The sequence below is a fragment of the Streptomyces sp. NBC_00237 genome (assembly GCF_026342435.1).
Classification (GTDB): Bacteria; Actinomycetota; Actinomycetes; order Streptomycetales; family Streptomycetaceae; genus Streptomyces.
On the sequence record NZ_JAPEMT010000003.1, the window covers coordinates 1,021,920 to 1,039,424 of the forward strand.

General features: G+C 69.7%; 19 protein-coding genes and 1 pseudogene. 10 read left to right on the forward strand and 10 right to left on the reverse strand.

Features of this window, described 5'->3' with window-relative positions; translation table 11 throughout:
* Window positions 1-73 precede the first annotated feature (73 nt).
* From OG897_RS31220 to OG897_RS31245, 6 genes are all read left to right on the forward strand, one after another.
* Window positions 74-1,294, forward strand: coding sequence for an alpha-hydroxy-acid oxidizing protein (locus OG897_RS31220; RefSeq protein ID WP_266662050.1), 1,221 nt, complete (start codon window positions 74-76; stop codon window positions 1,292-1,294).
* Window positions 1,291-3,318: a CocE/NonD family hydrolase gene (locus OG897_RS31225; protein ID WP_266662051.1), complete on the forward strand. Its 2,028-nt coding sequence runs from the start codon at window positions 1,291-1,293 to the stop codon at window positions 3,316-3,318. Before OG897_RS31220 ends, OG897_RS31225 begins: the two co-directional genes overlap by 4 nt.
* Complete coding sequence (locus OG897_RS31230) at window positions 3,315-4,322, forward strand: GNAT family N-acetyltransferase (RefSeq protein ID WP_266662052.1); 1,008 nt, start codon at window positions 3,315-3,317, stop codon at window positions 4,320-4,322. The genes OG897_RS31225 and OG897_RS31230 overlap by 4 nt, the downstream gene beginning before the upstream one ends.
* A 57-nt stretch (window positions 4,323-4,379) precedes the next feature.
* On the forward strand, window positions 4,380-4,505 hold the full coding sequence (locus tag OG897_RS31235; RefSeq protein WP_266662054.1) for a hypothetical protein: 126 nt from the start codon (window positions 4,380-4,382) through the stop codon (window positions 4,503-4,505).
* Window positions 4,506-5,395: 890 nt separating this feature from the next.
* Entirely contained in the window at window positions 5,396-6,550 is a 1,155-nt protein-coding gene (locus OG897_RS31240; protein WP_266662056.1) for a GDSL-type esterase/lipase family protein, read from the forward strand.
* 657 nt (window positions 6,551-7,207) lie between these two features.
* On the forward strand, window positions 7,208-7,759 hold the full coding sequence (locus OG897_RS31245) for a hypothetical protein (RefSeq protein WP_266662058.1): 552 nt from the start codon (window positions 7,208-7,210) through the stop codon (window positions 7,757-7,759).
* Here OG897_RS31245 and OG897_RS31250 read toward each other — a convergent pair.
* The gene (locus tag OG897_RS31250; RefSeq protein ID WP_323188132.1) at window positions 7,756-8,214 is read right to left on the reverse strand and encodes an ATPase, T2SS/T4P/T4SS family; all 459 of its coding nucleotides are present in this window, start codon (window positions 8,212-8,214) and stop codon (window positions 7,756-7,758) included. The genes OG897_RS31245 and OG897_RS31250 overlap by 4 nt on opposite strands.
* Before the next feature lie 143 nt (window positions 8,215-8,357).
* Between OG897_RS31250 and OG897_RS31255 the strand changes: the two genes are divergently transcribed.
* Complete coding sequence (locus OG897_RS31255; protein ID WP_266662060.1) at window positions 8,358-8,492, forward strand: hypothetical protein; 135 nt, start codon at window positions 8,358-8,360, stop codon at window positions 8,490-8,492.
* 271 nt (window positions 8,493-8,763) lie between these two features.
* Window positions 8,764-9,972 carry an IS701 family transposase gene (locus tag OG897_RS31260; protein ID WP_266662520.1) on the forward strand — a complete coding sequence of 403 codons (1,209 nt, stop codon included), beginning with the start codon at window positions 8,764-8,766 and terminating at the stop codon, window positions 9,970-9,972.
* A 693-nt stretch (window positions 9,973-10,665) separates the two neighbouring features.
* Here the strand turns inward: OG897_RS31260 and OG897_RS31265 are convergent.
* From OG897_RS31265 to OG897_RS31290, 6 genes and pseudogenes are all read right to left on the reverse strand, one after another.
* A pseudogene (locus OG897_RS31265) lies at window positions 10,666-10,858 on the reverse strand (pyridoxamine 5'-phosphate oxidase family protein); the annotation flags it as partial.
* Between the two features lie 41 nt (window positions 10,859-10,899).
* A complete protein-coding gene (locus tag OG897_RS31270) occupies window positions 10,900-11,691 on the reverse strand; it encodes an MBL fold metallo-hydrolase (RefSeq protein ID WP_266662062.1) in 792 nt (263 codons plus the stop codon).
* Window positions 11,692-11,875: 184 nt separating this feature from the next.
* Window positions 11,876-12,214: a hypothetical protein gene (locus OG897_RS31275; RefSeq protein ID WP_266662064.1), complete on the reverse strand. Its 339-nt coding sequence runs from the start codon at window positions 12,212-12,214 to the stop codon at window positions 11,876-11,878.
* 452 nt (window positions 12,215-12,666) lie between these two features.
* Window positions 12,667-12,882: a hypothetical protein gene (locus OG897_RS31280; RefSeq protein ID WP_266662066.1), complete on the reverse strand. Its 216-nt coding sequence runs from the start codon at window positions 12,880-12,882 to the stop codon at window positions 12,667-12,669.
* A gap of 308 nt (window positions 12,883-13,190) precedes the next feature.
* Window positions 13,191-13,337, reverse strand: a complete 147-nt coding sequence (locus OG897_RS31285; protein ID WP_266662068.1) for a hypothetical protein — start codon at window positions 13,335-13,337, stop codon at window positions 13,191-13,193.
* 147 nt (window positions 13,338-13,484) lie between these two features.
* Window positions 13,485-14,027 (reverse strand): DUF6882 domain-containing protein, encoded by a 543-nt coding sequence (locus OG897_RS31290; RefSeq protein WP_266662070.1) that lies wholly within the window; start codon window positions 14,025-14,027, stop codon window positions 13,485-13,487.
* Window positions 14,028-14,791: 764 nt separating this feature from the next.
* Between OG897_RS31290 and OG897_RS31295 the strand changes: the two genes are divergently transcribed.
* Entirely contained in the window at window positions 14,792-14,971 is a 180-nt protein-coding gene (locus tag OG897_RS31295) for a hypothetical protein (RefSeq protein ID WP_266662072.1), read from the forward strand.
* A 499-nt stretch (window positions 14,972-15,470) separates the two neighbouring features.
* On the opposite strand, the gene OG897_RS31300 is transcribed toward OG897_RS31295, so the two are convergent.
* Window positions 15,471-15,773 carry a transposase gene (locus OG897_RS31300; protein WP_266662522.1) on the reverse strand — a complete coding sequence of 101 codons (303 nt, stop codon included), beginning with the start codon at window positions 15,771-15,773 and terminating at the stop codon, window positions 15,471-15,473.
* Complete coding sequence (locus tag OG897_RS31305; RefSeq protein WP_266662074.1) at window positions 15,689-16,468, reverse strand: hypothetical protein; 780 nt, start codon at window positions 16,466-16,468, stop codon at window positions 15,689-15,691. Before OG897_RS31305 ends, OG897_RS31300 begins: the two co-directional genes overlap by 85 nt.
* Before the next feature lie 221 nt (window positions 16,469-16,689).
* Between OG897_RS31305 and OG897_RS31310 the strand changes: the two genes are divergently transcribed.
* Window positions 16,690-17,019, forward strand: coding sequence for a hypothetical protein (locus OG897_RS31310; protein WP_266662076.1), 330 nt, complete (start codon window positions 16,690-16,692; stop codon window positions 17,017-17,019).
* Here the strand turns inward: OG897_RS31310 and OG897_RS31315 are convergent.
* Entirely contained in the window at window positions 17,007-17,423 is a 417-nt protein-coding gene (locus OG897_RS31315) for a transposase (protein WP_266662078.1), read from the reverse strand. The genes OG897_RS31310 and OG897_RS31315 overlap by 13 nt on opposite strands.
* Between the last annotated feature and the right edge of the window lie 82 nt (window positions 17,424-17,505).

Genomic DNA, 17,505 nt, shown 5'->3' on the forward strand with positions numbered 1-17,505 from the left:
TAGCGCACGCGCGAACGGCGCGGTCCGCCACCCGGACCCGCCAGCAGGACGAACGGAAGGGGCACCTCAGCACATGACCGCACCGGAACGCGGCTACGCCGACTACCAGTTCCAGATTTACACGAGGGGGCTCCAGGACGAGATCCCGCCCTTCACGACCGACTTCAGCGCCCTGGAGGACGTGGCCCGCGAACGCATCGGCCCCAAGGAGTACTGGTACATCGCCGGAGCTGCCGGCTCCGGCGCCACGGCCCGCGCCAACCGCGCCGCCTTCGACCGGCACCGCATCGTGCCGCGGATGCTGCGCGACGCCACCGCCCGGGACCTGCGCACCACCGTGCTGGGCGAAGAGCTGGCCGCCCCCCTCGTACTCGCCCCGATCGGCGTGCAGTCCCTGGTCCACCCGGACGGCGAGCTGGCCACCGCGCGCGCGGCCGCCGCCACCGGCCTGCCGATGGCGCTGAGCACCGCGTCCTCGCACACCATCGAAGAGGTCGCCGAGGCCAACGGGGCCGAAGGACAGCGCTGGTTTCAGCTGTACTGGCCGCACGACGACGAGGTGACCGCCAGCATCCTGGGGCGCGCCCGCGCGGCCGGGTACACGGTCCTGGTCGTCACGCTGGACACCTGGCAGCTCGCCTGGCGCCCGCACGACCTGGACCAGGCGTACCTGCCGTTCCTGCGCGGCGGCGGAGTGGCCATCCCGCTGTCCGACCCGGTCTTCCGCTCCCGCCTGGAGCGGCCCGTCGAGGAGGACCCGCAGGGCGCGGCGATGCAGTGGCTGCCGATCTTCAGCGGCAAGGCGCACACCTGGGACGAGCTGGGCTTCCTCCGGGAGCACTGGGACGGGCCGATCGTGCTGAAGGGCATCGTGCACCCGCAGGACGCGCGCCGGGCGGTACGGGCGGGCATGGACGGCATCGTGGTCTCCAACCACGGCGGACGGCAGGTGGACGGGGCGGTGGCCGCCCTGGACGCGCTGGTCGACGTGGTCGCGGAGGTCGGCGCCGAGACGGAGGTGCTCTTCGACTCCGGCATCCGCGGCGGCTCCGACGTGTTCAAGGCGCTCGCCCTGGGCGCACGGGCCGTGCTCCTGGGCCGCCCGTACGTCTACGGCCTGGCCCTGGGCGGCGCCGCGGGCATCGAGCACGTCGTACGCGGCCTGCTCGCGGACTTCGACCTGACGATGGGCCTGACCGGCTGCGCGAAGATCGCGGACATCGGCCCCGACCTGCTGCACGGGAGCGGCGGCCCGGGCGGCGACGCCGCTACGAGCGGGGAGGCCGGACGGTGAACCGGAGCGCAGGCAAGCCCCGAAGGACCGCGCTGGTGCTCACCACGGCCTGCGCACTGGCGCTGAGCCCACTGGCCCTGACCGCCTCCGAAACCCGCGCCGAGGCCGCCCAGGACACCGCTTCTACGGAAACCGCCGCCCAGGACACCACCTCCACGGAAGCCGCCGCCCGGGACACCGCCTCCCCGGCCGCCGCGAGCCCGGCCCCCGACGACGGCACCTGGCCCCCCAGTACCGGCAAGGGGCCGTGCGAGGTCGGCAGCACCAAGGACGTCGGCGCGCGCATGCGGGACGGCACCGTGCTGCGCGCGGACGTCTACCGGCCGCGCACCGAGGAGAAGGTCCCGGTCATCCTCATGCGGACCCAGTACGACAAGAAAGAGGCCGAGGTCCAGCCCTCCAGCTACCAGTCACCCCAGTGGTTCGCCTCGCACTGCTACCTCGTCGTGGTGCAGGACGTCCGCGGCCAGTACGCCTCGGACGGCGACTTCTACGAGTTCGCCCACGAGGCCGACGACGGCTACGACAGCGTGGAATGGGCGGCCCGCCTCCCCGGCTCCAACGGCAGGGTGGGCATGTACGGCTCCTCCTACGTGGGCGCCACCCAGTGGCTGGCGGCCAAGGAACGCCCGCCGCACCTGAGGACGATCGTGCCCGACAAGACCTCCGCCGACTACTACGACGGCTGGACCTACGAAGGCGGCGCGTTCCGGCTGAACTTCGTCCTCCCGTGGGCCATGCGCAAGATCGTCCCCTCCGCCGCCGCCAACCGCGGCGACTGGGACACCTACCACCAGGTCAACCGGGACTACAAGGACGTCAGCAAGTGGCTGGCCACCACCCCCTACAACCGCCTGGCGGCCCTGCGCCCCGGCGACCCGAAGGCCGCCCCGTACTTCTTCGACTGGCTGAAGCACCCCACCTACGACGACTACTGGCGCCGGTGGGCACCCAAGGAGAACTACGAGAAGGTCGACATCCCTGTCCTCAACTACGCGGGCTGGTACGACGCCTTCCTGGACGGCTCCATCCAGAACTACCAGGGCATGACCGAGCGCGGCGGCTCGCCCGGGACCCGCGCGAACCAACGGCTGGTCATCGGCCCCTGGGACCACACCGGCTGGGGCCGCCCGAACAGCAGGCCCGCCCCGCTGCTCCAGCAGATCGGCCCGGCGGGCAACAGCCCCGTCAACGAGATGATGCTCGCCTGGTGGGACCACCACCTCAAGGGCAAGGACAACGGCGTCAAGAAGAACGGCGTGGACTACTTCGTCATGGGCGCCAACCGATGGCGCACCGCGCCCTCCTGGCCGCTCCCGCAGACCCGCTGGAGCGACTACTACCTCTCCAGCACCGGCCACGCCGCAGGAAACACCCAGGACGGCACACTGTCCACGGCCCCGCCCCCGGCGAACACCCCGCCCGACGAGTACACCTATGACCCGCGCAACCCGGTGCCCAGCATCGGCGGACACTCCTGCTGCACGGCGGCCCTCAGCACCCAGGGCCCCTACGACCAGCAGCAGATCGAGCAGCGCCCCGACGTCGCCGTCTACACGAGCACCTCGCTGACCAAGGACACCGAGGTCACGGGCCCCATCACGGTCAAGCTGTACGCCAGGTCGACGGCCCCGGACACCGACTGGACCGCCAAGCTGATTGACGTCCACCCCGACAACACGGCGGTGAACCTCAACAGCGGCATCCTGCGCGCCAGTTACCGCGAGTCGCTCAGCGATCCGAAGCCGATCGTCCCGGGCAAGGTATACGGATACACCATCAAGGTGTGGCCGACCAGTAACGTCTTCAAGAAGGGCCACCGGATCCGGCTCGACATCTCCTCCAGCGACTACCCGCAGTTCGACCCGAACCCCAACACCGGCAGCACGCTGCGCGAGACGACCCGGACGCGCACCGCACGGCAGACGGTGCTGCACGACGCCGCGCACCCTTCGAAGGTGACCCTCCCGGTGATCCCGGACGGCGGCCGGGACAAGGGCAGCGACACACCGCCCCAGAAGTGACGCAGCCCCGACTTCGACGACTTCCGAAAGAGAGGCATGACATGCAGGACGTACGCCCGGCCCGGACGGCCGACTACCCGACACTCGTGCGGTGCGTACAGCAGTGGTGGGGCGACAGCCGCACCCCCGAACAGGCGCGGGAGCTCTCGCTGCTGCTGCCCCGGCTGTTCCTCCAGCACTTCGCGCACACCAGTCTGGTCCTGGAGGACGAGAGCGGGATCCGGGCGTTCCTCGTGGGCTTCCACTCCGCCGACCACGCGCACGAGGCGTACGTCCACTTCGTCGGCGTGGACCCCGAACTGCGCAAGCGGGGAGTGGCCCGTCGGCTCTACACCGCCTTCTTCGAACGCGCGGCAGCGGCGGGACGCACCGAAGTGCGCGCGATCACCTCGCCGCAGAACACCGGATCCATCGCCTTCCACCGGGCCCTGGGCTTCGAACCGGACACGGGTGACCGCACGGTGGAGGGAACCCCCGTGCACAGCGACTACGACGGCCCGGGCCAGGACCGGGTGGCGTTCCGCAGGAAGCTCGGCGCGCCGGAAGTGCGCACACTGGAGCCCTTCACGACGCGCGCTGCGGTGCCGCAGGACTTCGACACCGTCGTCGCGGTGGTCGACGACTGGTGGGGCCGACCCGCCTCCCGCGACCTGACCCGGGTGTTCGTGAACCACTTCTACGACACCAGCCTGGTGGCCGAGCACGACGGCGAGCTGGCGGGCTTCGTCATCGGCTTCCTCTCCCCCTCCAACCCGCACGAGGCGTACATCCACTTCACCGGAGTGGCCCCCGACCGGCGACGTACCGGGCTGGGCCGCTTCCTCTACGAGCGGTTCTTCGACATGGCCCGTGCCAACGGCCGCACCCGCGTCAAGGCCATCACCTCCCCGCAGAACGACCGTTCCATCGCCTTCCACCGGGCTCTCGGCTTCGTCCCCTCCGCCCCCATCGCGGACTACGACGGCCCCTCCTTGGACCGGGTCACCTTCCGGCGCGAACTCTGACCGCGGTGGACGTGTGTCACGAGGTGTCAACGTGAAATTGCTGCACAGGATGACGGCGTGATGACGGAACGGTCGCCTTTCGGCACGGCGCGGACCCGTTCCTCGCGGGGACCGCTGCAACTGCTGTGGGTGGTCGCGCTCGGGTTCGTGCTCACCCACGAGGTGAGCACGAAGAGCACCTGATCACCGGCACCGGATCATTGGCTGCGGCCCAGGACGCGTTCACCGGCGACACCGTGGACGTACATCCGATCGAGCCGCGGACCGTCGGCTCACCGAACGGTGGCCACAGCAGCAATGGCGGCCACAGCGGTCACGGACCGGAGCAGCCGCGCGGAGGCTGCGTGGCCGACCAGCCTCCGCAGGGGCCCGGCCTGACCGCCCCCTGCCCCCTGCCGCTGCCCCGCATGGCAGTCGGTGCCGCACCGGGGCGAGGTCAAGTCCCCCGGTGCGGACGACAGGGCTGTGCGGGTGAGGACGAGCACACGGGCCTCCGTGGTGCAGAGGATCTAGGGTCTGTCCGGCGGATCAGGCGTGACCCGGTGGCTGCAGCAGACCCCAACGGTTCACTCGACCATGGTGTCGGTGCGCAGCCGCCACCCGACCAGCCCAGCACGCCACCGGGTCGCCCAGCGCCGGGCAAGCCTCCCTGCGGCGGCCTGGCTGACGGGCTGCCGGGCAAACCGTCCTCCTGTGGGTCCGTGCCTGGCTTCCCCCGGGCTTGCGCGGTGCGGAGGGACGCCTTCTTGTGAGAGACCGAAGCCGGGGCGGTCTCCGACCGTTCGCGGTGAGACACGACTGTCCGTGTTCTCGCACCGGATGCAGGTGCTTCCGGCCGACCATCCTCCACACGTACGGGCGGGCAAGGAAGTGAGACATCCATGAAGAACACGCACCACCCACGAAGAAGTCGTTGTCTCGCACTCCCGCGGGCGAGGGCGCTCCTCGCATGCGTCGCTGCCTTCCTCGCCGTCCTCGCTGTGATGGCCGGGTCCACCCATGCCATGCCCGCGATGCAACCCCGGGCGGAGAGCGGATCGGCATCGGCGGCCAAACCCATCAGGCTCTTGCCCTTGGGCGACTCCATCACCGAAGGGTGGGGAAGCGGCCCTGACTGGACCGGCTACCGCAAACCCCTGCTCCCCCTGCTCCAGGAGGCTGGTCACGAGATCGAGTTCGTCGGATCGAAATCCCGGGCGGGCGCGCCCGATATGCGCAACGAGGGCTACTCCGGCTACACGATCCAGATGCTCGACGACATCGTCACCCGAAACAGCCTGGTGGCCAACGCGGCACCGGACTACGTCCTGCTGCACATCGGCACCAACGACATGCGGTACGGCCTGGGGGCGGGGGCCCCGGACCGGCTGGAGAAGCTGATCCGCGAGGTGCACCGCCAGGCGCCCAACGCCAAGATCCTGCTGTCCTCGATCATCCCCCTCCCCGCCCGCCCGCAAGAGCCGACCGACACCTACAACGCCGGCGTACAGGACGTGGCCGAGAAACTGACCGGGGAGGGGCTCCCGCTCACCTACGTCGACATGTCCAGGGCACTCACCTCCGCAGACATCCCCGACCGCATCCACCCGGACATCACGGGCTACGAAAAGATGGCCAAGATCTGGGCCGACGCCCTGAACAAACTCATCCCCACGCCCACGCCCACGCCCGAACCGACGCCGACTCCGGTGCCTACCCCCGAGCCCGAGCCAGTGCCCACACCGACCCCCACCCCAACCCCCGAACCTGAACCGACCCCAGCTCCGGTGCCCACCCCCACCCCGGTACCTACGCCCAAGCCCGAGCCGGTACCCACTCCCAGTCCGACGCCGGAACCGACCCCGACGCCGGAACCGACGCCCACCCCCGCACCGAAGCCGATGTTGGGAAAGATCACGATCCGGAAGAAGGACGCGCAGACCAAGTGGAGCCTGCCCGGCGCGGTATTCGAGCTATGGCGCGAAGCCAACGGCCGCTCCGGTCTGCAGACCATCGGCGCCCTCCCTGACGCCCGCGTCGGCCCGGCCTGCGCCACCGACCGCAACGGCGTGTGCACCTTCGCCGAACTGCTGCTCGGCGCCTACCACCTGCGCGAGAGGGACGTACCCGAGGGTTACCGCAAGCCCAGCAGACCAGTCACCGGACCGCACGCCCTCACACCGGCGAACGCGGCCAAAGGCATCACGGTGACCGTGTTCAACACCCCCGACGCATCCGGCAAAAAGTGACCACGCCCGTAGTGCCCGCCTGACCGACACGGCAACCGAACAGCGCCCCAACGGCAGCCCACCATGCCTGGTCACGCGCGTCCTCTCCGCCGGTGTTCCGGCGGAGAGGACGCGGCAGGGGGCGCCGGCGTCAGCGCGGGACGGCTCGAAGCCGAGCTTGGTGATGACCCGCAACTCCTCTCCCAGTCGCTCCACCGCAGGCGGCACCCGGTGTAGGCCGCGGTGTACGAGACCGGCCTCGGCCCGGGCACGCAACAGCACTGCCGCCGCGCCCGGCCCCGGGCGTACGCCGCGTTCACGGTGCACGTGTGCGTGGACGACCAGATGACCGAAAAGTCCTGCCCGTCCTCTGGTTGGTGATCGCCGAGAAGCGACGGGAGACATGCCGTCCAGGGTGACCACCCGCTTCCCGGCAGGCACGGCCCGGGCAGCGGCCCGTAGCAGGGTGGTCTTGCCCGCGCCGACCTTCCCCGCGATCAACAGCGACTTCTTCGCCAGCACGAGCGTCTGCAGGAACGCCCCCAGGGCAGGACTGATCATCTGCAGGTGCATCAGCTCTTCGAGCCGGGCCTGCATCACCCGGTGACGGCGGATACCCAGGAACGGGTCGGCGGACAAGGTGGTGGCCACCGCACGGGAGCGGTCAGGAAGACGGAAGTGGACCATCGGCGTGGCCGGGGACAGCTGGCGCTCGCCGTGCCCCGAACGCTGGGCGAGCCGGTTGATCAGACTGACGAGCTCGTCGTTCGTCGCGGCCACCGGCCCGACTTCCTCGGTGGGTCGGCTGAAGTAGTCGACCATGGTCCGCGCCCCGTCGACCACGATGTGCTTCACCTCTGGGTCATCGAGGTAGCGCTGCAGCGGGCCCGCTTTGAACAGGGCGTCCAGCACCGCCTGCCGCAGCTGCTCCAGCTGGGCGGCAGTGAGCGGTTCGGCGCTCTGGGCGTGTGCCACCGACCAGGCCGAACACGCTTGGAGACCAGGGCGGCCGCCCGCTCGCTGTGGTCCGACTCGGTGAGCAGCGGGTCCTTCGCGTCCGCGTCCACGATGTCGGTGGACACCGCGTCCTGCAGCGCCCGCACGACCGACCACTCCACCGGCAGGACTCCGGGCACCGCCCCCAGCTCCGGCAGATCCGCCGGCCCCGCGGCGGGTGCCGACCGGACGCTGCCCGCCGAGGGCGCCACCGGGTGTGGGGCGGGCGGCTAGGGGGCGGTCCGGGACACCAGCGCATTGCGAAGGATGCCCTGTAAAGGTGAGTCCGTCGTACGGTCATGCTGCTGCGTGCGCTCAACCACGGGGCACCGTCTCGTGACGCTGGGACGCCAGGCGCTGTACCAGCCCGGCCACCACCCGAAGGCGGTTTCGTCGACCTGCTGGAGGTAGACGATGAAGTCCACCGAGTTGGCGATCAGTTCGTGGATCTCCTCGCGGCTCATCCCGGCGGGACGGCACAGCTGGGTCAGCCGGGGCAGCACCAGGCGGGGCGAGTCGGCGTGCAGCGTGCACATCGAGCCGCGGCCGCCGGAGCTCATCGCGTCCAGCATCGCCACCGCTTCCACGCCGCGGACCTCGCCGACGATGACGCGGGTGGCGAGCATTCGCAGCGTCGTCGGGTACATGTCCGAGACCGTGACCTGCTCGGACAGCCAGCCGTTGGTGATCGCCGAGAAGCGACGGGAGACATACCCGGAGCAACGGGAGGAGTTCGCGAGCCGCTACCGAGAGCAGCTGGTGCTGCTGCACGCGGTACGGGCCGCAGTCCGCGACCGCCAAGCACGGGCGGCGCGAACTGCTCGCGCGCCCAGTGTCGCTGATCGCCCTGGAGCAGCTGGCGGCTGTTCGTCCCCGGTACGCGCTGGCCACGCGGTGGAACGGGAAACTGCCCGACCGGTTGCTGAACGACATCAGCGCCACCCGGGGCGTCGGCGAGGTGCTGTGAACAAGGGCTCGGTGCAGGGGCAGGGCTTGTCCGGCAGGGGGATGTGAGGGGGGCGGGCACGTCCAGGAGGAGCGCGGTGGGGCGGCGGTGTAGCGCCTGACGGCGAGGGATTACACGCGGTCGCCCATGACCGTCCTGACAACTCCTAGTAGGGCTTGGTCATGTGCGGTCCGTGATGGCGTGTCTTCTTGATCGGTCGTGTCGTTGACTGAGTGTGCTGAGTGAGGAGTTGGCTGCGGTCCGGTGTGACCTGGAGGACTTCGCGGCGGAGATGTTCGAGCCGTTCGCGCGGGCGGATCAGCGTCGGTGGGGCGGGGTCTATCTGCGGGGCCTGCTGCTGGACGGCGGGCGCAAGTCGGTGGAGCCTATGGCCGCGCGCCTGGGCGAGGACGGGAACCGGCAGGCCCTGGCCCACTTCGTGACCTCCAGTCCGTGGGATGCGGCGCATGTGCGGGCCCGGCTGGCCTGGCGCATGCAGCCGGTCATCAAGCCCACCGCGCTGGTCATTGATGACACCGGGTTCCTCAAGGACGGGGACGCGTCGGCGTGTGTGACCCGGCAGTACACCGGCACTGCGGGCAAGGTCACCAACTGCCAGGCCGGCCTCTCGCTGCACCTGGCTTCCAACGGAGCCTCGGCGGCGGTGAACTGGCGTCTGTTCCTGCCCGGGAGCTGGGATTCCGCCTCGCCCAAGGCCGATCCGGCAAAGGTGGCCCGCCGTGACAAGTGCGCCATCCCTGCTCAGGTGGGCCATGTCGAGAAGTGGCAGCTGGCCCTCGACATGATCGACGAGACGCGGTCCTGGGGCATCGAGGTGCCCCAGGTCATCGCCGACGGCGGCTACGGGGACACCGCCGCCTTCCGGCTCGGCCTGGAAGAACGAGGTCTCGACTACGTGGTGGGCATCTCGACCACGACCACCGCACAACCCGAGGACGCACAACCGTGCACCCCGGCCTACTCCGGCCGGGGCCCACGGCCGGTTCCCGCCTACCCCGAGCCGGCCCAGCAGGTGAAGAGCCTGGTCATCGCGGTCGGCAAATCCTCCGCGCGGCCGGTGCAGTGGAGGGAGGGATCACGGCCGGGCAGCGGCCGCAGCGGGTTCAAGCGCATGTACTCGCGCTTCGTGGCCCTGCGGATCCGGCCCGCCGGACGTGAGATCCGCAAGGCCGCGGCCACCGCCGAGCTTCCGGTCCGCTGGCTGCTGGCCGAATGGCCCGCCGACCAGGACGAACCCGTGCAGTTCTGGCTCTCCAACCTGCCCGATACCACCCCACTGCCCGTCCTCGTGCGCACCGCGAAGCTCCGCTGGCGCGTCGAGAACGACTACCGGGAGATGAAACAGGCTCTGGGCCTGGCCCACTTCGAAGGCCGGACCTGGCCAGGCTGGCACCACCACGTCACCCTCGTCTCGGTCGCCCACGCCTTCTGCACCCTCCAGCGACTGAGCCGATCCCCAAAAGAGACGGCGTCGGCCTGAGCCTCTACCGAGTCGTCCGCGAGCTGCAGATACTCCTCGCGACCTGGACCGGCGCCTGCCCCACCTGTCACCGCGACATGCCAGACCCCGCACCAACATGACCAAGCACTACTAGTCGAACAGGCGGAACACGGCTCGCAGGGCGCCGCCGAGCACGCGCAGGCCGACGTGGTAGATCGCCTCCATGGTGCCGTGCACGATTGCGTCCGCTGTGTACGGCCCCACTGCTGCACCCCGGGCCTCGTTGCGACACAGCTGGGGAGTGCACTGCTTGCTCCTGCACGAGCCCGCCCGGCGGTTCCTGCGTGCCATCGGCTGCTCGCACTTCGGGCAGGGCTTCCCGTGGGGGGCTCGCGGGCTGCGTCCGTCGATGCTGCACGGCCGTCTCCATTCTGTTCCGCCACCGCCGGCTTCGACTGCCGGAAGGGTTTGTCCAGGCGACTACGAGGCCCGGTTTCCCGCAGCTCGTAGACCCTGGAGAGTGCGGACGCGGGAGTACTGCGGTTTCATGCCGAGGCATCGGTGAGTCTCCCGTCGAGGTCCTTCACGACTCCGGCGCCGGGCAGGCCGGGCATGCTCGCCTGGTGCGGGGACGCCCGCGCCTACTACCTCCAGGGACCTGGTGCTGGGGAGCCGGTGCTGCTGACCCACGGGGCACAACATGCGACAGCACGTCCTTGCGCTGCCCGTGTAGCGGCCGTCGCGGCAGAGGTTTGCGGGCCTTGACGGAGCCACTGTCGGTGTTGAACACCAGGTCATCGCCGTCCAGGAGAAACCAGACCGGGGCGATGTGCGGGCTGCCGTCCGCGCGGACCGTCGACAGTTTGCCGGTGCGGGTACCCGCTGAGACGAACGTCCGCCACTGGTCCTCGGTCATCTTCTCCATGTGCGCTGCCTTTCGTGGGGTATTTGGTCCCGGTCGCCGGGCTACCGGGTGAAGTCCAGACGGTCGGCAAGCCCGGCGGCGGTGAACGCGGCCTCGATCTCGGGGCGGCCTTCCTTGACGTGGGCCCAGCTGTCGAAGTGGGCGGGTACCGCCCGGCGGGCCCTGAGGATCTTGGCGGCTTCGGCGCCCTGGGCGCTGGAGAGCGTGTACAGGTTGTCGGGGGCCCCGAGCATCTCGGCGATCCGCGGGTGGCGGCAGCCGCCGAGGAAGAGGACGGCGGTGTCGACCGGCGCGAACCTGTCGGCGATCTCCTGTACGTGTTCCATGGCGGCGTTGTCGCCGCTGACGTAGACCGACGGTAGGTCCTGGCTGGTGAGCACAAAGCCCACCACGTCACCCGAGGGCCCGATCTCGACGTCCATGGGGACATGCCGGGCGGGCACCCCGGTCACCGTGACCGTGCCGCCGTCGGGCCGCTGGAGTTCGGCGCTCTGCCAGAAGGCCAGGCCCCGGGCGTTTCCGCCGAGCCGTCCGGCGCCGGACTCGGTGGTGAAGACCACCGGGACCTCTGCCAGGAATGCCTTGCCCGCGGTGTCGGCGTTGTCCGGGTGTTCATCGTGGGAGAGGAGGACAGCGTCCACGTGGCCGAGGCCGACGGCGGTGACCGGGGACCCTTCGGTCTTGATCAGGTGGTAGTCGCCGATGGGGGTGGGGTACTCGCCGGGCGGGTCGAAGGTGGGGTCGGTGACGAACCGCAGCCCGCCGTACTCGACCAGGACGGTCGGGCCGCCGAAGACGCGGACGGGGATCTGCTCGCTGGTGCTACTGGACATGGGTGCTGCTCCTGCCGGTGGGGCGTAGGGAACGGGTCGGGGTACAACGGGGTGCGGGCGCTGTCAGCCGGCCGGAAAGGAGAACACGCCGACGTGGTGGCCGTCAGTGTCGAGGGGTGACCGAGGAGTCCGGCCCCTGGCCCGCCGTCTCTGCGTCAACGACGTCATACTTATGACCGGATGATCACGACCTCACGCGGGTCCCAGCGGGGGCGCGGTCCATGACCCGCACGCTCGGGCCCGCGGTGGACAGCACCGTGGTCAGTGTGAACCCGTACCGTTCGTAGAGGAGCACGTTGGAGGCGTTGCCCGTCTCCAGGTGCGCTGCGGTCGCGGTCGCGTCACACTCGGCCAGACGGGGTCCAAATAGGGCGGAGGAGACGCCGCGTCCGCGGGCCAGCGGGTCGGCGCCGAGCATGGCCAGGTACCAGTGGGGGTGCGAGGGCCGGGCATGGTGCAGAGCGCGGAGCAGCGCGACGGCCCGGGGAATCCTCGTACGCATCGCCGCCATAGCTGGGGGCACGCGCTGCTCGCTCCCACACGGATCGAAGCTGCTGAGGCGGGTCCCAGACGGCCGCACCGAGGACCGTGCCGTCTGCTTCGGCCGCCACATCGGTGTACGGGAAGAGATGGGCCATCTGCCCGGTGATGAACTGGGCCATCCGAGTGCCAGGCGGCGTCAGGTATCCGAGCCCCGGATCGTCGGCGAACGCCCGCGCCACCAGCAGCCCCAGCAACGCGTACTCCTCAGGCCGGGCAGCACGCACCGAAAGAGGGCCGCGCCGGGCAGGTGCCCTGTTGTCCACTGGCCGCCCTCTTTCGGTGCGTACTCCTCAGGCCGGGCAGCACGCACCGAAAGAGGGCCGCGCCGGGCAGGTGCCCTGTTGTCCACTGGCCGCCCTCTCACCACAGCTGATGTCCACTTCATGATGTGAGGGCGGAGCCCAGGGCGCACGCTGACGAGAGCGCGGACACTCAGAAACGGATCTCCATGCACGGGCGGCCCCGCAGCTCGAAGCGGTCGCCAAACTTCTCCCAGCCTTCGGCACACAGAAGCGATCCGTTGGGCAGATCACGGCCCACATGGATTTCGTACGTGTCCTGTGGGCCCCAGAACTGCGTCTGGCTCGTGCGGTCCACACCGCCGCCGTAGATGTGGAAGAACCCGCTGAAGTCCCCGTTCTGGGCCACCGAGGCGCTCACCTTGACGACCCGCAGGCTGGAACCGTCGACCCTGACACAGATCCGGTCGTCACAGTACGAGCCAGCGCATCTTCCCTCCGGTACCTGCACCGATCATTTCCAGATCCTCTCGAACGGGTCAGTTCAGCGAGGCGATCCTGGCAGAACCGGCCGCCGGAACAAGCACTCTGGAGGGACCGTTCACTCCAACGGCCTCGCAAGGAAGGGCCGGCTCCCACCCGGGGGCGGGCTGCCCGGTTCATCACCGACGAGGGCTGGAGTCCGAGACTCGCGGCGTACCGGTCGAGACTCGCGGCCTACCGGTCGAGCACGCTCCATCCGGCGGCACTGAACGCGGCCCTGAACTCCCGCTCCACCGGCGTCCGGTGTGCAGCCCGGCGGTCGGCGACGCGCACGATGCAGCCGGTGTGCACGTACGAGATCAGCACGTCCGCAGTGGGCACGATGATCCGGAGCTCCCCGATCGTGGCGAGCGCCTGGGTGCTCGGGGGTGACGTGGCGGATCATCTGCCGGGCATGGGACTCAAACTGGCCTGGCCCCGCTGAAAGCCAGGCACCGATCCCTCACGCCACCGCGCCCGCTGGTTCAGCTAGCCGATATTGATGTTGAAGGTGGACGTGCTGCCGTCCGCAGCGGCCAAGGTGACCAGCCCGAACGTGATGACCGCGACGGAGTCACCCCCAGGACCCTGGTAGAAGCCGGTTGCCCTGGTAATCCGGACTCCCAGAGCCGCCAGGGTTGCCGCGGTCCGCTCGTCGGCGTCGATCTTCGGTTGTGCCAGAGCGTGATGCCCATGCTCTTTTGCCCAGTCCCGCACGGTTCGGGCGTCGCGGCTCATTTCCGGGCGGACGCTCTCGTTCGCCCAGGCCCACAGCCACGAGCCCGACGAGGGGCTGAAGCTGGCCAGGATCTGCGCGGGCGCCGTCGCGGTCCTTTCGGGGAAGCTCCACGTGATCAGGCCCGTCCTCTGATCCAGGCCCCAGCGGTCCGCCGAACCCAGCCCCCAGGACACGTGCGCCCTCGCCAGCTGATCGATCGCGTCTTCGCCCTGCAGCAGCAGCGTGCTCAGGTCAGCCGGCGCACCGCCCTGAGCAGTATCCTTCGACTTGCTGGCCCGCTTGAACAGTCCCATGCCGCGAAGTCTGCCACCAGAGGCGGCTGACCACCCGACGCCCCCGATGCAGCCCACATCGGCCCTTCATACCCCGCGGGACGGCCACCTTCGGCTACCAGACCACTCACGTGCCTTCTCGCGCTCCTGCTCGTTGAACGCCCGGGTGCAACATCACCTGCCGACCCGCTTCCCTTCCACAGCAGGTCAGCCGGTCATGAGCCAGGAGCCCGCGATCGTTGGCCGTTCCCGGCGGGGCACACACCACGATCGCGGCTCCTGGCCGCCCACCCGACTGCTGGCCGTGTACCCGGTGCAACAGACGGGACCAGGCGCCAGCAGCCCCGGCGCGCGGCCGCCATCGGGGTCTCGCACGGGACAAGGGGATGCCTCGTGTGGGGCAGGGGATCACCAGAACGAGGGCCACAGCCCGCACTGCACACGGTGCTGTCTCGTTGAAAGGGACATGCAGCAATACCACCCGCTTCTCCCTCCCCGCGCACCGGTCTGGGAATCCGTGCCTCCCCCGGCCCCCGCCCCAGATCCCGGCACACCCATCTACGACGCCCTCCTGCGTCTCTGGCACCAGCGGGGCCACCAGCTTCCCGGGCCCCGCAACGAGGAGGACCGGCTGCCTCAACCGGGGGCCCGCTTCCCCGGCACCGGCACACGCGGGACCAGCTGGTGGGACTGACGTCACACGCCGGTCACAGGAGCTGCGAGAGGATGCCCGGCGTGCAGCAGGACGGTGCGGGTAGCCAGAGCCTCAGACTGGGCAGCCTGACATGGTGAAAGGTTTCCCCAGCGTTGCGCAGGATCAGATCACGGCGATCGTGCGGGCGGTCGAGGCAGACGACCTCGCCCGCCTGGACGAACTGATCGACGCCTTCACCCAGCACGCCGCGCTGCCCGACCTGTTCGCCCTGCGGACCGCCCTCCGCGACGCCCTGAACCGCCGCCCATAAACCCCGGGCACGGCGGCACGCCGCGCACCCGATGCCAGACACGCAGGCGGCAGTCCCGCCGAGTCTCTTCCTCCCGTGCGCATGGGAACTCCTCACGCGGCCACGGTCAAGGCGAGGGCGACGACGATCAGAGCACAGGCCGCACCGACCATCAGGTGACGAAGCGCTCCCTGCGCACTGCGTGAAGAAGCGTCAGCCCTCTCGGCGCACCCGCACCAGACACCCCGCACGGGGCCCGGCGAGCGGAGCCAGTAGACGGTCGGCAGCCCGGCTCGCGGTGGAGGAAGCGAAGCATTGCTCATATCTCACAAACGAGCGGCACCCACCACCAGGCAGGGGCATTCCTCCTACTTCACACCCTCCACACCCGGGCTGCGGAACACCGGCACTTCCCTCCCCCGACCCCTGCCGTCTGGGACGGCTACCCGGTCGGGCCCGGGTCTGTAAAACGTTCGGGTCTTCCAAGACTTTCGTAGGCGTTGGTCGCTGGGGCTGCCGGTCAGTTGAGCAGGATCAGTTGGCGCAGGAGACGGTGGCCCGCACGGCCGTACATCTGCCGCTTAACCAATTTGATCTTGCAGTTGGCGCCTTCCGTCCGGCCGTTGTGGTGGGGCAGGGTGATCGCGGCGTCGACGGCGGCGTGGTCGCGTTCCAGGCCGTTCGCGAAGGAGTGGAGGAAGGGCAGGTCGGCGGCCCGGGTCCGGGTCAGCCAGGCGGTCAGCTGCTCGGCGTTTTCCTCGTGGGGGCGAGCAGGTCGGCGAAGGTGCGGATCTGGGCTGCCAGCGTGTTCATCTCGGCGCAGGCGCTGGCGAGTTGGTCGCGCAGCGTGCTCTGCCGGTCGTCGAGGCGGTCGGGGTTGCGGGTGAGTAGGCCGGTGACCTTGCGGGGGGAGAGGGCGGCGTGGTCGGCCTCGACGCGGCCCTGGTTGATGTAGCGGACCAGGAGGTTGGCGCTGCCGGTGTAGCCCTGCTCCCGGATCTCGGCGAGGAGGTGGGTAACGGGGGCGGCCGGGTCGTCCGTGCGGCGTGTGCGCAGGCAGTCGCGATAGGGGTCGACGAGGCAGGCGCGGTAGACGGGGGCGCGGACCATGCGGTCCGGCTCGTCGCAGCGCACGTAGCGCTTGATGGTGTTGAGCGAGACGCCCAGGCGTCGGGCGCAGGGGAGCAAGCCGACGCCCCGGTCGAGGAGGTTGTGGACCTGCCGCCAGCGTTCCCGGGTGGTGGCGGCGCGCTTGCCCTCGGCCAGTGGCGGGCCGAACTTTCCCCAGCACGAGGCGTGCGCGCCAATCTCTTTCAGGGCGGTCTCAACCAGGCCGTGCCAGAGGTGCCAGCGGTCGCTGACCTGGACGATCGTCGGGTCGGCGTCGGTGGTGGCCTGGGCGAAGCCGCCGGAGCCGTCCCGGCGCAGCACCCGGATGCCGGGATGCGCGGAGGCGGCGGGGTGCGCGGCTGTCGTCCAGGTCGTCGGGGTATACCTGGCGCCGTGAGCACCGAACACTGTGATCCGTGCTTCGCAGCAAGGCCGCAGACGAGTTCCTCAGCGGGAAATGCGCCTGCGCGGGCGGGTTGCACCCGAACGACCCGAAGGTGGGGTTTGAGCTTTTCCCCCTGGTCTGTTGTGTGCTGCTTCTGGGACGGTCGTTTCACCACCTACGCGGAGCCAGAGGCGGTGATTGATCTGGGTCTGGCTCTGCGGATATCACCGGAAACGGAGTTGTCGTGACGGAGCAGAGCACGAACAACGTCAGTGTCACGCTGGAGCCGGCAGTACAGGTACGGGGTAAGGACGTCACGGTGACCCTGACCGGGAAGTTCCCCGAGCAGATCACCTGCGGTCACATCAACCTTGTTGTGAAGTGCGGCTTCACCACCGTCGCACAGAGGACGGCCTCATTGACCCGCTGCGGGGAGGGTGAGTCCTACGTCGCCACGACCAGCTTCCCGACCCAGAGAAACGCATCAGCAGGAAAGCACACCGGGTATCTGTCACTGTGCGATAGCAAAGGCCGAGAGATTACCTCCGAGAGGTTCTCGTTCTACCTCGCCTGACCTCCCTCCGCTCCGCCGCGCCTCCCGGCGGTGCGCCGGGCCCCTGGAGGACATCGGCGAACTGGCCAGCGGCGGCAGAACTGTGGCCGGTCAACGCAGCCAGATCGCGGCACAGTGCCGCCGTTTCGGACGTGGTTCTGCACGAGCCTGGGGCGCCGTTCCCGCCGCAGCCGCTCCAGCTCAGCCCGCTCGGTATCGCGCAGCCTGCCGCCCGGGGCGGCGGGCGCGGGCCGGTCGGAGGACGCCGAGTCGTTGCGCCGCCACCGCGACACCCAGCTGTGCAGCGTCCCGGCATGTACGCCGAGTTCCTCGGCGACCTCCGGGATCGGCCTGCCCGTCTCGATCACAATGCGTACAGCCCCCTCACGAAACTCAGGCGCGTACGTCTGTTGCTTGGAACCCATGAGCCTCAACTTCCCCAGCGATCACGGATTCCACGCTACGAGGGGAGGGACACCCTCGCCTTCGCTCAGACCGCAGAGTGTC

What these genes read in the sequence shown, in the direction of transcription:
- OG897_RS31270 (WP_266662062.1), bottom strand. Translation starts at nt 11,691, where the DNA reads ATGTCCAGTAGCACCAGCGAGCAGATCCCCGTCCGCGTCTTCGGCGGC.
- OG897_RS31220 (WP_266662050.1), top strand. Translation starts at nt 74, where the DNA reads ATGACCGCACCGGAACGCGGCTACGCCGACTACCAGTTCCAGATTTAC.
- OG897_RS31295 (WP_266662072.1), top strand. Translation starts at nt 14,792, where the DNA reads ATGGTGAAAGGTTTCCCCAGCGTTGCGCAGGATCAGATCACGGCGATC.
- OG897_RS31260 (WP_266662520.1), top strand. Translation starts at nt 8,764, where the DNA reads ATGTTCGAGCCGTTCGCGCGGGCGGATCAGCGTCGGTGGGGCGGGGTC.
- OG897_RS31315 (WP_266662078.1), bottom strand. Translation starts at nt 17,423, where the DNA reads ATGGGTTCCAAGCAACAGACGTACGCGCCTGAGTTTCGTGAGGGGGCT.
- OG897_RS31290 (WP_266662070.1), bottom strand. Translation starts at nt 14,027, where the DNA reads ATGGGACTGTTCAAGCGGGCCAGCAAGTCGAAGGATACTGCTCAGGGC.